Origin of the sequence: Arthrobacter sp. B0490, assembly GCF_002929355.1 — a bacterium.
GTDB lineage: Bacteria > Actinomycetota > Actinomycetes > Actinomycetales > Micrococcaceae > Arthrobacter_D.
The window spans coordinates 96,578-109,917 of record NZ_PJIR01000003.1; the positions used below are offsets into that span (position 1 = coordinate 96,578).

The 13,340-nt window shown below is 71.4% G+C and carries 13 protein-coding genes; 3 read left to right on the top strand and 10 right to left on the bottom strand.

Annotation, left to right across the window (positions count from 1 at the left end; all coding sequences use genetic code 11):
- Window positions 1-24: 24 nt before the first annotated feature.
- The 7 genes from CXQ97_RS06035 to CXQ97_RS06065 all read right to left on the bottom strand — a co-directional run bounded on the left by CXQ97_RS06035 (window position 25) and on the right by CXQ97_RS06065 (window position 7,743).
- On the bottom strand, window positions 25-849 hold the full coding sequence (locus CXQ97_RS06035) for a CoA ester lyase (protein ID WP_104179957.1): 825 nt from the start codon (window positions 847-849) through the stop codon (window positions 25-27).
- Window positions 846-1,352 (bottom strand): MaoC family dehydratase, encoded by a 507-nt coding sequence (locus CXQ97_RS06040; protein ID WP_104179958.1) that lies wholly within the window; start codon window positions 1,350-1,352, stop codon window positions 846-848. The genes CXQ97_RS06035 and CXQ97_RS06040 overlap by 4 nt, the downstream gene beginning before the upstream one ends.
- A complete protein-coding gene (locus CXQ97_RS06045) occupies window positions 1,349-1,999 on the bottom strand; it encodes a CoA transferase subunit B (protein ID WP_104179959.1) in 651 nt (216 codons plus the stop codon). Before CXQ97_RS06045 ends, CXQ97_RS06040 begins: the two co-directional genes overlap by 4 nt.
- A 2-nt stretch (window positions 2,000-2,001) precedes the next feature.
- Complete coding sequence (locus tag CXQ97_RS06050) at window positions 2,002-2,778, bottom strand: CoA transferase subunit A (protein WP_104179960.1); 777 nt, start codon at window positions 2,776-2,778, stop codon at window positions 2,002-2,004.
- 69 nt (window positions 2,779-2,847) lie between these two features.
- Entirely contained in the window at window positions 2,848-4,020 is a 1,173-nt protein-coding gene (locus CXQ97_RS06055; RefSeq protein WP_104179961.1) for an acyl-CoA dehydrogenase family protein, read from the bottom strand.
- On the bottom strand, window positions 4,017-6,131 hold the full coding sequence (locus CXQ97_RS06060) for a biotin carboxylase N-terminal domain-containing protein (protein ID WP_104179962.1): 2,115 nt from the start codon (window positions 6,129-6,131) through the stop codon (window positions 4,017-4,019). Before CXQ97_RS06060 ends, CXQ97_RS06055 begins: the two co-directional genes overlap by 4 nt.
- 4 nt (window positions 6,132-6,135) lie before the next feature.
- The gene (locus CXQ97_RS06065) at window positions 6,136-7,743 is read right to left on the bottom strand and encodes a carboxyl transferase domain-containing protein (RefSeq protein WP_104179963.1); all 1,608 of its coding nucleotides are present in this window, start codon (window positions 7,741-7,743) and stop codon (window positions 6,136-6,138) included.
- 122 nt (window positions 7,744-7,865) lie between these two features.
- On the opposite strand from CXQ97_RS06065, the gene CXQ97_RS06070 reads away from it, so the two are divergent.
- Together CXQ97_RS06070 and CXQ97_RS06075 are read left to right on the top strand one after the other, a co-directional pair.
- Window positions 7,866-8,477: a TetR/AcrR family transcriptional regulator gene (locus CXQ97_RS06070; protein WP_104179964.1), complete on the top strand. Its 612-nt coding sequence runs from the start codon at window positions 7,866-7,868 to the stop codon at window positions 8,475-8,477.
- A gap of 106 nt (window positions 8,478-8,583) precedes the next feature.
- Complete coding sequence (locus CXQ97_RS06075; RefSeq protein ID WP_104179965.1) at window positions 8,584-9,051, top strand: GNAT family N-acetyltransferase; 468 nt, start codon at window positions 8,584-8,586, stop codon at window positions 9,049-9,051.
- Window positions 9,052-9,090: 39 nt separating this feature from the next.
- Here the strand turns inward: CXQ97_RS06075 and CXQ97_RS06080 are convergent, their stop codons facing one another.
- The 3 genes from CXQ97_RS06080 to pdhA are packed head-to-tail and all read right to left on the bottom strand — an operon-like array spanning window position 9,091 to window position 12,640.
- Entirely contained in the window at window positions 9,091-10,419 is a 1,329-nt protein-coding gene (locus tag CXQ97_RS06080) for a dihydrolipoamide acetyltransferase family protein (protein ID WP_258062339.1), read from the bottom strand.
- Window positions 10,416-11,450 carry an alpha-ketoacid dehydrogenase subunit beta gene (locus CXQ97_RS06085; RefSeq protein WP_104179966.1) on the bottom strand — a complete coding sequence of 345 codons (1,035 nt, stop codon included), beginning with the start codon at window positions 11,448-11,450 and terminating at the stop codon, window positions 10,416-10,418. Before CXQ97_RS06085 ends, CXQ97_RS06080 begins: the two co-directional genes overlap by 4 nt.
- Window positions 11,450-12,640: a pyruvate dehydrogenase (acetyl-transferring) E1 component subunit alpha gene (gene pdhA, locus CXQ97_RS06090; protein WP_104179967.1), complete on the bottom strand. Its 1,191-nt coding sequence runs from the start codon at window positions 12,638-12,640 to the stop codon at window positions 11,450-11,452. Before pdhA ends, CXQ97_RS06085 begins: the two co-directional genes overlap by 1 nt.
- Before the next feature lie 181 nt (window positions 12,641-12,821).
- Between pdhA and CXQ97_RS06095 the strand changes: the two genes are divergently transcribed.
- Window positions 12,822-13,298, top strand: a complete 477-nt coding sequence (locus CXQ97_RS06095) for an Lrp/AsnC family transcriptional regulator (protein WP_104179968.1) — start codon at window positions 12,822-12,824, stop codon at window positions 13,296-13,298.
- Window positions 13,299-13,340 lie beyond the last annotated feature (42 nt).

Consider the following 13,340-nt stretch of genomic DNA (forward strand, 5'->3'; position numbering starts at 1 on the left):
TGCGACACCGCGCGGCAAGGACCATCAGCCGCGCGAAGCCCTGCCGAGAACACTGCGCGCGTGGCGGAGGATCGGCTCGTCCACCATGCGCCCCTCATAGGTGAAGACCCCTCGCTCGGTCTCGGCCGCCGCGAGGAGCGCACGCGCCCACTCGACCTCGGCCTGGACGGGCGCAAACGCTGCCCGGACGGTGGCGACCTGGCCGGGGTGGATGCAGGCCTTCGCGGCGAAACCGGAGGCGACGGCGTCGTCGGCCTCCGCTGCGAGACCGTCGAGGTAGGCGATGTCCACGTACACGGCGTCGATGGCCAGCCGGCCGGCGGCGCCCGCTGCGAGCAGCACGTGCGAGCGCGCCTGGAGGGCCACCGCGCGGTAGGTCCCGGCGGACGTCCTGCTCGAGGTCCCGCCGAGGGACGCCACGAGATCCTCGGCACCCCACATGAGCGCGATGACGCCGTCGGCCCGGGCGATGTCCACGGCGTTCACGACGCCGCGGGCGGTCTCGCACAAGGCGATGACCTCCACGTCGCCGAGGGCGGCCCGGACGGCGGCGATGTCGTCGACGGACTCCGTCTTGGCGAGCATGACCGTGCGGTACGCGGTGCCGCGGACGGCCGCGCAGTCGAGGGCGAAATCGGGGGTCCCGACGGCATTGAGCCGCACGACCGTGCGGTCCGGGGGGAGCTCTGACGCGGCGAGCGCGGCACGGGCGCCCTGCTTCGCGGCGGGCGCGACGGCGTCCTCGAGATCGAGGATCACCGTGTCCGCTCGCTCGGCTGCCTTCGCGTAGCGCTCCGGCCGGTCCGCGGGGCAGAACAGCAGGGCCGGGCCCAGGGCGATGCCGCTCATGCCCGTCCCTCCTGCTGCGCGGTCGAGGACCACATCAGCACGCTGCGGGTCGCCGTCGCCACGACGTCGCCGTGCTGGTTGCGCCCCGTGTGGGCCATCGAGACGATCCCCTGCCCGGGACGGGACGACGACGGACGCACGCCGGTGATCTCCGTCTCGGTGTAGAGGGTGTCGCCGTGGAAGAGCGGTCTCGGGAACACGACGTCGGTCAGTCCGAGCTGCGCCACGATGGTGCCCTGCGTGAGCTGTGAGACGGACTGGCCCACGAGCGTGGCGAGGGTCAGCATCGAATTCACGAGCCGCTGGCCGAACGGCTGGGCCGCCGACCAGGCCGCGTCGAGGTGCAGCGCCTGGGTGTTCATGGTCAGCGTGGTGAAGAGGACGTTGTCCGCCTCCGTGAGCGTGCGGCCCGGACGGTGGGCGTAGACGGCCCCCACGGTGAGCTCGTCGAAGTAGAGCCCGCGCTGCTCGATCACGTGGCGCTCCGGCGAGGTATCGCTCACGCGGCCGCTTCCGGGAGGTCGATGCGCAACGGCGCGCCGGTGGCGGCGACGACGTCGTCGGCACTCACGCCGGGCGCGGTCTCGCGCAGCACCAGTCCGTCGGGTTCGACGTCGATCACGGCGAGGTCGGTGATGATCCGGTTCACGCAGCCCTTGCCGGTCAGCGGCAGCGAGCACGTCCCGACGATCTTCGGACGGCCCGCACGGTCCACGTGCTCCATCATGACGATCACGCGCTTCGCCCCGAACACGAGGTCCATGGCGCCGCCCATCCCCTTGACCATCTTGCCCGGAACCATCCAGTTCGCGAGGTCGCCGTTCTGCGCGACCTCCATGGCCCCGAGGACGGCGACGTCGACGTGCCCGCCGCGGATCATGCCGAACGAGGACGCCGAGTCGAAGAACGCCGCCCCGGCGTTGGCCGTGACGGTCTCCTTGCCGGCGTTGATGAGGTCCGGGTCCACGGCGTCCTCCGCGGGGTACGGGCCGACCCCGAGGATCCCGTTCTCGGAGTGCAGCACCACCTCGACCCCGTCGGGGATGTAGTTGGGGATGAGCGTGGGCATGCCGATGCCGAGATTGACGTACTGGCCGTTCTCGAGTTCCTGGGCGACGCGGGCCGCCAGTTCATTGCGGGTCAGTGCCATGCTCATGCTCCTTCGGGTACGGCGGATCCGGCCAGCGAGACCGTGCGCTTCTCGACGCGCTTCTCCACGTCCGGTGCGACGACGACGCGCTGCACGAAGATCCCCGGGGTGTGGATCTGGCCGGGCTCGAGTTCGCCCGGCTCCACGAGCTCCTCGACCTCGGCGATGGTGATCCTGCCGGCCTGGGCGCACAGCGGGTTGAAGTTCATCGCGGCGGCGTGGAACACGAGGTTGCCGTGGCGGTCGCCCTTCCAGGCGTGCACCAGCGCGTAGTCCGGACGGACCGATTCCTCCAGGACGTAGTCGACTCCGTCGAAGGACCGTACCTCCTTGGCCTTCGACGCGACCGTGACGTTCCCCTCGCTGTCGTAGCGCTGCGGCAGGCCGCCCTCGCTCACCTGCGTGCCGACGCCCGCGGTCGTGTAGAAGGCCGGGATCCCTGCTCCGCCGGCGCGGAGCTTCTCGGCGAGCGTGCCCTGCGGGGTGAGCTCCACCTCGAGCTCGCCCGCGAGGTACTGGCGTGCGAACTCCTTGTTCTCGCCCACGTAGGAGCTGATGGTGCGGCGGATGCGGTGGTCGGACAGGAGGATGCCGAGGCCCCAGTCGTCGACACCGCAGTTGTTGCTCACGGTCTCCAGTTCCGCCGTGCCCTGCGCGTGCAGGGCGTCGATGAGGGTCACCGGGATGCCGCACAGTCCGAAGCCGCCGACGGCGAGGGACGCGCCGTCGGGGATGTCCGCCACGGCCTCGGCCGCGCTGCTGACCACCTTGTTGATCACTGCTTCTCCTTCGTGTCGCCGCGGCTCCGCCCGGCCGTCGGCCGGAGGTGTCGGGCTGGATGTATCGGGCTAGAGGCCGAGGTCCCGGGCGATCAGCATGAGCTGGACCTCCGTGGTCCCCTCGCCGATCTCCAGGATCTTCGAATCACGGTAGTGCCTGGACACCACGAACTCGTTGATGAAACCGTAGCCGCCGAAGATCTGCGTCGCATCGCGGGCGTTGTCCATGGCGGCCTCACCGGCCACGAGCTTCGCGATGGAGGCCTGCGTCTTGAACGGCTTGCCGGCGAGCATGCGGGACGCGGCATCGTAGTAGGCCAGGCGCGCCGTATGGGCCCGGACCTGCATGCGGGCGATCTTGAACTGGATGGCCTGGTAGGCGCCGATGTTGCTGCCGAAGGCCATCCGCTCGCCGGCGTAGCGGACGGACTGCTCCACGCAGCCCTGCGCAGCGCCCGTGGCGAGCGCGGCGATGGCGATCCGGCCCTCGTCGAGGATCTGCAGGAAGTTGGCGTAGCCGCGGCCCCGCGTGCCGAGGAGGTTCGCCTCCGGGACGCGGACGTCCTGCAGGGTCAGCGGGTGCGTGTCGGAGGCGTTCCAGCCCACCTTGTTGTAGGCCTTCTCGGCGGTGAAGCCGGGCGTCTCCGAGGGCACGAGGAGGGTGGAGATCTCCTTCTTCACGGTGCCGTCGGGACGCTCCGAGGTGCCGGTGACGGCGGTGACGGTCACGAGCGAGGTGATGTCGGTGCCCGAGTTCGTGATGAACTCCTTGGTCCCGTTGATGACCCACTCGGAACCGCCGGCGCCCTCCTCGAGCCTGGCCGTCGTCTTCGTGCCGGATGCATCGGATCCCGCCTCGGATTCGGTGAGCCCGAACCCGCCGAGCGCCCTGCCGGACGCGAGGGAGGGCAGCCACTGCTGCTTCTGCTCCTCGGTGCCGAAGCGGTAGACCGGCATCGCCCCGAGGGACACTCCCGCCTCGAGGGTGATGGCCACCGACTGGTCCACGCGGGCCAGCTGCTCGAGTGCCAGGCACAGCGCGAAGTAGTCGCCGCCCATTCCCCCGTACTCCTCCGGGAACGGCAGGCCGAAGAGGCCCATGTCCCCCATCTGGCGGACCACGTCGTAGGGGAAGCTGTGCTCGGCGTCGTGCTTGGCGGAGACCGGGGCCACGACCTCGTCGGCGAAGTCGCGGACGCTGTCGACGAGGTCCTGGTACTCCTCGCTCAGTTCGAAATTCATGCTGCGTTCCCTTCCGTGGGGATAGGTGCGGGGCCGCCCTCGGGGGCCGCCTCGATGGTTGCGAGGATCTGCTGTGCCCGCACGAGGTCCCCGGGCTTCAGGGACAGGCGGACGACGCCGGCGAGGGCGGCGGTGAGCTGGTGCTCCATCTTCATGGCCTCGACGGCGACGAGGACGTCGCCCGCCTCGACGGTGGCGCCGTCCTCGACGGACACCGACACCACGGTGCCCGGCATGGGGCTGCGGACCAGCGGGTCGGCCGATCCCTCCTCGCGGGTGATGCGGGCCAGGGCGGCGTCGAGCAGTTCGCGGCGACCCGGGCGGCGCAGGCGCGCGGACCAGCCGGCGTCGCCGAGCCAGACCGTGTCGCCGTCGACGGAATGGTGCCGGCGGGAACGCAGGCCGTCGATGGTCGCTCCGCCGGCGTCGACAGCGACCGTGACGTCGGTGGGGCCGCGGTCCTCGCCTCCGTCGACCGTGGCGGCCCATCCGCCTCCGGTCCGCAGGAGCCGGACGGTCGCGGGAGCGCCGTCGACCTCGAGCGTCACGACGCGCGGCCGGGGCGTCCCGAGCCGGAAGCCGTCGCCCCGGCGCCAGGGGGATCCCCCCGGGACGGCCGGCTCGGACTCGACGAGCAGCACCGCGGCGAGCGCCAGGTCCTCGGGGCCCGCGTGCCGGAAGGCCAGATCGGGGAGCCTGCGCTCGATGAGGGTGGTGTCGAGCCGCGCGGCCCGTACGTCGTCGTCGTTCACGAGCAGGCGGAGGTACTCGATGTTGGTGTCCACGCCGAGCACCAGGGTGCCGGCGAGGGCGGCATCGAGCCGGTCCAGCGCCTCGCCCCGGTCCGCACCCCACGCGATGACCTTGGCGAGCATCGGGTCGTACGACGACGAGACGGTACCGCCGGGCAGGAGCGAGCTGTCCACCCGCACGCCCTCCCCCGTCGGTTCGGCGAGCGCCAGGACGGTCCCGGTCGAGGGGAGGAACCCGGCCTCCGGGTTCTCGGCGTAGACGCGCGCCTCGACGGCGTGGCCCGTCAGGACGACGTCGTCCTGCGCGAACGGCAGCTCCTCGCCGGCGGCGATGCGGATCTGCCACTCCACGAGGTCGACGCCGGTCACCAGTTCGGTGACGGGGTGCTCCACCTGCAGGCGCGTGTTCATCTCCATGAAGAAGAACTCGTCCGGTGCGGTGTCGGAGACGAGGAACTCGACCGTACCGGCGCCGGTGTAGTCGACGCTGCGCGCCGCGGCACAGGCCGCCTCACCGATCCGGGACCGCGTCGCCGGATCGAGCAGGGCCGACGGCGCCTCCTCGATGACCTTCTGGTGCCGGCGCTGCAGGGAGCACTCGCGCTCGCCGAGGTGGAGGACGGTGCCGTGGCCGTCGGCGAGCACCTGCACCTCGATGTGGCGGGGCCGGAGGATCAGGCGTTCCAGGAACAGGGTGTCGTCGCCGAAGGCGCGGGCCGCGACGCGACGTGCCGTGGCGAGCGCGTCGGGCAGGTCCGCCGCGTGGTGGACGGCGTGCATGCCCTTGCCGCCGCCGCCCGCGGACGGCTTGATGAGCAGCGGGAAGCCGACGTCGCCGGCCGCGCGCAGCAGGTCGTCGTCGGTCAGGCCCGGTTCGGCGATGCCGGGCACCACGGGGACGCCGGAGGAGGCCACGTGGTTCTTGGACCGGATCTTGTCCCCCATGACGTCCAGGGCGTGGACGGACGGGCCGATGAAGACGATCCCCGCGTCGCGCAGCGCGTCGGCGAAGGCTGCGTTCTCACTGAGGAACCCGTACCCGGGGTGGACCGCGCCGGCGCCCGTGCGACGGCAGGCCTCGAGGACGGCGGGGATCGACAGGTAGCTCTCCGACGGCGCCGCGGCACCGATGCGGACGGCGACGTCGGCCTCCAGGACGTGCCGCGCCCCGGCGTCCGCGTCGCTGTACACCGCGACGGAGCGCAGCCCCAGCGCCCGGACGGAGCGGATCACGCGGCTCGCGATCTCCCCGCGGTTCGCGACGAGGACGGTGTCGAAGGGCCAGACCGTGGCGGGGCGGCCGGGGGTGCTGGGCCGGCCGTAGGTGCGGTGCGGGGCGGGGGTGCTGGGTGAGGTCATCGGGTCACATCCGGAAGAGGCCGAAGGAGGTATCGGGCAGGGGCGCGGTGGCGCAGACGTCGAGCGCGAGGCCGAGCACGGTCCGGGTGTCGGCGGGATCGATCACGCCGTCGTCCCACAGGCGCGCGGTCGAGTAGTAGGGGTTGCCCTGGGCCTCGTACTGGTCGCGGATCGGTGCGCGGAACGCCTCCTCCTCCTCGAGCGGCCACTGTTCGCCCCGCGCCTCGAGCTGGTCGCGCTTGACGGTGGCGAGGACCGACGACGCCTGGTTGCCGCCCATCACCGAGATGCGGGCGGCGGGCCACATCCACAGGAAGCGAGGGGAGAACGCGCGCCCGCACATCGAGTAGTTGCCGGCGCCGAAGGAGCCGCCGACGACGACGGTGAGCTTGGGCACGCGCGCGGTGGCCACGGCGGTGACCATCTTGGCGCCGTTCTTCGCGATGCCCCCGGCCTCGTAGTCCTTCCCGACCATGAAGCCGGAGAGGTTCTGCAGGAACACCAGGGGGACGCCGCGCTGGTCGCAGAGCTCGATGAAGTGGGCGCCCTTGAGCGCCGATTCGCTGAACAGCACGCCGTTGTTGGCGACGATGCCCACGCGGTGCCCGTGGATCGAGGCGAAGCCGGTGACGAGGGTGGTGCCGTACTCCCGCTTGAACTCGTGGAACTGCGAGCCGTCGACGAGGCGGGCGATGATCTCGCGGGCGTCGTAGGAGGCGTTGACGTCCGTCGGCACGGCCCCGTAGAGCTCGTCCTGCGCCACGGCGGGCTCGAGGACGGGGGCCGACGCGGACACGACCGGCGTGACGGGCGGCAGGGTGGCGAGGATGTCACGCACGATCTCCAGTGCGTGCTGGTCGTTCTCGGCGAGGTGGTCGGTGACGCCGGACACGCGCGAGTGGACGTCGCCGCCGCCGAGCTCCTCCGCCGTGACGACCTCACCGATGGCCGCCTTCACGAGGGGCGGACCGCCCAGGAAGATCGTGCCCTGGTTGCGGACGATCACGGTCTCGTCGCTCATCGCCGGCACGTAGGCGCCGCCCGCGGTGCAGCTGCCCAGGACGGCGGCGATCTGCGGGATCTTCCGGGCCGACATGGTCGCCTGGTTGTAGAAGATGCGGCCGAAGTGGTTGCGGTCGGGGAAGACGTCGTCCTGCCGGGGCAGGAACGCCCCGCCGGAGTCGACGAGGTAGACACAGGGCAGGAGGTTCTCGAGGGCGATCTCCTGGGCCCGGAGGTGCTTCTTGACCGTCATCGGGTAGTACGTCCCGCCCTTGACGGTCGCATCGTTGGAGATCACGAGGACGTGGCGGCCGTGCACCAGGCCGATGCCGGCGATCAGGCCCGCGCTGGGGCACTCGTCGTCGTACATGCCGTCGGCTGCCAGGGGTGCGATCTCGAGGAAGGGACTGCCGTCGTCGAGCAGCTGGTCGATCCGTTCGCGCGGCAGGAGCTTGCCGCGGGCGACGTGCCGTTCGCGGGACCGTTCGGGACCGCCCAGGGCGGCCGTGGCGAGCCGCCGGCGGAGGTCGTGGGCGAGATCCGCCTGGGCCGCCGCGTTCGCCGAGAATGCCGGTGAGAGCGGATCGACCTTCGAAGTCAGGGTCTCCATCGGCTACTTCCTCGCGTGCAGTTCAGTTAGCAAACACTAACCGAATTCAGGTTAGTGGTCATTAACCCGGTTGTCCATGACAATGAGGGGACGAATTCCCCCGGCGAACGACAAGGACCCCCATGGAGGCACTGCCCACCGAGGACCGCGTGACGGGTCGGAGCATCGCGAAGGCCACCCGCCGGGCGGCACTGCTCGACGCCGCCGCCCAGCTGTTCGCCGATCGCGGGTACAACGGCGTGTCCATCGAGGACCTCGGCGCCGCGGCCGGCGTGAGCGGTCCGGCGGTCTACCGCCACTTCCCGGGCAAGCCCTCGGTCCTGTCCGCCCTGCTCACCGGGGTCAGCGAGGACCTGCTCGAGGGCGGCCGGGCCGTCGCCGCCGCGGCCTCCTCCCCGGAGGAGGCGCTGCGGGGGCTCATCCGGTTCCAGGTGGAGTTCGCCCTCAACAACGCCGACGTCATCCGCGTCCAGGACCGCGACCTCGCGTCCCTCGCGCACGACGACGGACGCACCGTCCGCTCCCTGCAGCGCGGCTACGTCCAGGTGTGGGTGGACGAACTGGCCCGCCACCTGCCGGACGCGGACCGGTCGATGCTGCGGCGCAAGGTCCACGCCGTCTTCGGGCTCATCAACTCGACGCCGCACACCACGCACGGCACCACGTCGTCGCGCGAGCTCGCCGCGCTCCGCGACCTGCTGCAGGACATGGCGTGGGCCGCCCTGACCGCGTGAGGCGGCGACGGCCCCCGGACCGCACCGGGGCGGCTAGTACGCTGATCCCACGAGAAGTTCCGGCCGCGCAGCCCGCCCGGCCCCTCCACCGACTGAAAGTGCCGCTGTGATCACGCTACGTCCCGTTGAAGCAACCGACCTCGACGAGTTCTTCTCGCACCAGCTCGACCCGGGCGCCAACCACATGGCCGCCTTCGGCGCCAAGAACCCGTCCGACCGCGGGGTGTTCGACAACCACTGGCAGGACATCCTCAACGACGGCCGGATCACGGTGCGCACCATCCTCTCGGACGGCCAGGTGGTGGGCAGCATCCTCGCCTACCACGACGCCGAGACGCCCGAGATCAGCTACTGGATCGACCGCTCACGGTGGGGCCAGGGCATCACCACGGCGGCCGTGGGCCAGTTCCTCGCCGAGGTCACGGAACGGCCCATCCGGGCACGCGCCGTCGCCGACAACGTGAGCTCCATCCGCATCCTCGAGCGCTGGGGCTTCCAGCAGGTCGGCGAGACGCAGGGCTTCGCCCCGGCCCGTGGCGCCGTGGTGAAGGAACTCATCCTCGAACTGGCGTGACCGTCCAGGACCGGACGACGACGTGGTGCCGCCCCTGCGCTAGACCATCGCGAGGACCATCGCCGGGTTCCGGAGGATGGTGCCCACGTCGGCCAGGAAGCGCGACCCCTGCTCGCCGTCGACGAGCCGGTGGTCGAAGGAGAGGCTGAGCGTCAGGACGGAGCGCAGGGCGACGGCGCCCTGGTACTCCCACGGCATGCTCCGCACGGCGCCCACCGCCAGGATCGCGGCCTCCCCCGGGTTGAGGATCGGCGTCCCGGCGTCGATCCCGAACACGCCGATGTTGGTGATCGAGATCGTCCCGCCGGCCAGGTCCGTCGGCGGGGTCTTCCCGGCACGCGCGGTCTCCGCCAGCGAGCCGAGCGACCGCGCAAGCTCCACGAGGGCCAGGGCCTGTGCCGCCTTGATGTTGGGGACGAGCAGCCCGCGCGGCGTGGCGGCGGCGATCCCGAGGTTCACGTCGGCGTACTGCACGATCTCCTGCGCCTCCTCGTCCCAGGACGAGTTGAGGGACGGGTTCCGGGCGACGGCGATGCACACGGCCTTCGCCACGAGGGCGAGCAGCGTGATCCTCGTGCCCTCGAACGCGCGGCTCTGCTTCAGCTCCGCGAGCAGGTCCATGGTCGGCGTGACGTCGAGGGTCAGGAACTCCGTCACGTGCGGCGCGGTGAAGGCGCTCGCGACCATGGCGGCGGCCGTGTGCTTCCGCACACCCCTGATCGGGGTCCGCGTCTCCCCTGCCGCGGATCGCGCGGCCTGGCGGACCGGGGGGACCACCCCTTCCGTCGGCGCCGCCACCGGGCTCCCCGCCGTGCCGGCGAGGGCCGCCAGGACGTCGGCGCGCGTGATGAGCGCACCGGGACCGGTCCCCGCGAGGCCGTCGAGCGGGATGCCGAGATCGCGCGCGAGCTTGCGGACCGGTGGCGTGGACCGGGGCCGCTCCCGGCGGGCCGGAACCGGCGGTGCCCCTGCGGGTCGGGCCGCCGACAGCAGGCGGCTGCGGCGCTGCGGCCTGCCGCCCTTCTCCACGGCCGCACCGTACCCGACCAGGTTCGGTTCGCGCTTCGCGGGGCGCTCCTCGCCGGCGGACGGCACGGGTGCGACCTCCGGCTCCCCCGCCACGGCGAAGGAGACGATCGGTGCCCCGACGTCGACGACGGTCCCGGCGGCCTCGTGCAGGCGGACGACGACGCCGGCATAGGGCGAGGGCAGCTCGACGACGGCCTTGGCGGTCTCGACGTCGGCGATGACCTGGTTCAGTTCGACGGTGTCACCCTCGGCCACATGCCACTGGACGATCTCCGATTCCGTGAGCCCCTCCCCCAGATCGGGCAGGCGGAATTCCTTCACGGTGGCCGTCGTCGTCACAGGGACGCTCCTTCGCTGGTGGGTTCGCCGTCGAGTCCGCTCAGGGAGTTCGGCCGGCGCATCACGCGGTCCACGCCGTCGAGGATCCGGTCCAGGTCCGGCAGGTGGTGGAACTCGAGCTTGGAATACGGGTACGGGATGTCGAAGCCCGTGACGCGGACGGGGGCGTGCTCGAGGAAGTCGAAGCACCGCTCGGTGATGCTCGCGGCGATCTCCGCGCCGAGTCCGCCCGACTGGGCGGCCTCGTGGGTGACGACGAGCCGGCCGGTCTTCCGCACCGACGCCTCGACGGTCGCGAAGTCGATCGGGGCGAGGGACCGGAGGTCGATCACCTCGATCGAGATGCCGTCGTCGGAGGCCGCGACGGCGGCGTCGCGCGCCGTCGGCACGAGCGGGCCGTACGTCACGAGCGTCACGTCGGTGCCCTCCGTGACCACGCGGGCGGCGCCCAGGTCCGACGCGGCCGGGTCGGCTCCCTCGTCGACCTCCCCCTTGACGTGGTACCGCCGCTTGGGCTCGAAGTACAGCACGGGGTCGTCACTGGCGATGGCCTGCTGGATCATCGTGTAGGCGTCCTGCGGGTTCGAGACGCTGACGACGCGCAGGCCCGAGGTGTGGGTGAAGTACGCCTCGGGCGATTCGGAGTGGTGCTCGGGCGAACCGATGCCGCCGCCGAAGGGGACGCGGATCGTGATGGGCATCCTCACCGCCCCCTGCGTGCGGTAGTGCAGCTTGGCCACCTGGCAGACGATCTGGTCGAAGGCCGGGTAGATGAACCCGTCGAACTGGATCTCCACGACGGGGCGGTACCCCCGGTAGGCCATGCCGACGGCGGTACCCATGATGCCGGCCTCGGCGAGCGGGCTGTCGAGCACCCGGTGCGGCCCGAAGTCCTTCTGCAGGCCGTCGGTGATGCGGAAGACACCGCCGAGCTTGCCGATGTCCTCGCCCATGAGGATCACCTTCGGGTCGTCGTCCATGGCGCGGCGCAGGCCTGCGTTGATCGCGCGGCCGAAGGTCATGGTGGTCATCAGCGGGGTCCTTCCTGGGGCGCCTGGGCGAAGGAGGCGAGGTAGCGCTCGTAGTGGTCCTGCTGGCGGTCCAGCCAGGAGTTCGGTGAGCTGTAGACGTGCTTGAAGACGTCCGACGGCGCCGGCTCGGGCATCGAGAGGCAACCCTCCCGCAGCTCGGCGGCGACGGCGTCGGCCTTCGCCCTGACGGAGTCGGTGTAGTCCGCCTCAAGCAGGCCGAGCGAGTCCAGCAGGGTGGCCAGCCGCGCCAGCGGATCGCGGGCCGCCCAGTCCTCGAGTTCGTTCGCGTCGCGGTAGCGTGTGGGATCGTCCGCCGTCGTGTGCGGCCCCATGCGGTAGGTGACCGCCTCGATGAAGGTGGGCCCGCCGCCCGAGCGCGCCCGGGCTAGCGCCTCGCGGGTCACGGCGAGGCACGCGAGGACGTCGTTGCCGTCGACCCGCACCGAGGGGATGCCGAAGCCGGGCGCCCGGCGCGCGATCGGCACGTGCGCCTGCAGCCCCACGGGCTCGGAGATGGCCCAGTGGTTGTTCTGGCAGAAGAAGACCACCGGCGCCTGGTAGCTCGCCGCGAAGACCATGGCCTCGTTCACGTCGCCCTGGCTCGTGGCGCCGTCGCCGAAGTAGGCGACCGCGACGGCGTCGGCGCCGTCGTTGAGGATGCCCATCGCGTACCCGGTGGCGTGCAGGGTCTGCGCCCCGATGATGACCTGCGGGGTCGCCATGTTGATGGTGTACGGGTCCCAGCCCGAGGAGGCGTTGCCGCGCCAGACGCGGAGGATGTCCGCGAGGTCCACGCCGCGGCAGTACGCGACGGCGTTCTCGCGGTAGCTGGAGAAGACGAAGTCGTCGGAGCGCAGGGCCCGTCCCGACCCGATCTGGGCCGCCTCCTGGCCGAGGAGCGGGGGCCAGAGCGCGAGCTCTCCCTGGCGCTGCAGCGCGGTCGCCTCGGCGTCGATGCGCCGGACCACCACCATGTCCTCGTAGAGCCGCTGCAGGGCGGGGCCGTCGACGTCGGCCACGAGGCGGTCGTAGTGTCCGTGCGGGTGGCGGACACCGGCGGGGTCGATGAGCTGGACGAGTTCGTCGGCGTCGGGACGGGAGGGACCGGGATGCACCGTGCCGCTCGCCTGTTCCGCCGTTCCGACCGTGTCGGTCCTGCCGGGTCCCGGCAGGGAGCCATCCTGGGTCATTGCATGCACCTTCGCACTCGCAGGCGACCCTCCGTCGACGATCCGTGCGGAGGGGCTCCGGGCGCCTTTACCCGGAGTGAGTGTGACCCTACTCACAGCGGGCAGGGGGTACAACCGTCGGCTCCTCGACTGAGCAGAGTGCACCATTACGCCGCCGTGGGCCGTGTTAGCGTTGCGCACTATGCAACCCCTCGACCTCACCGACACGCGCCTGCTGCAGGCGATGGCTAAGGACCCCCGGCGCACCGTCGTGGCCCTCGCTCAGAAGCTGGGACTGTCCCGGAACACGGTGCAGGCGAGGATGGCGCAGCTCGAGAAGAAGGGGGTCTTCCTCTCGTTCGAGCGGCGCGTCAACACGGTGTCGCTGGGCTATCCGCTGACCGCCTTCATCCACGTCCACGTCCAGCAGCAGAAGCTCGCGGCCATCACCCGCAGCATCGCCGCGGTACCCGAGGTCGTCGAGGCCTTCGGGCTCACCGGCCAGGCGGACATCCTGGTCCGCGTGGTCGCCGTCGACGCCGAGGACCTGTTCCGCATCAACGGCAAGATCCTGGCGTGCGACGGCGTGGAACGGTGCGACACGTCGCTCGCGATGGGCGAGCTCATCCCCTTCCGGGTCGAGCCGCTGCTGGCGCGCGGGCCCCGCGCGCAGCCCTGACGCAGGAGGCCGCCCCACCACGACGGTGGGGCGGCCTCGTGC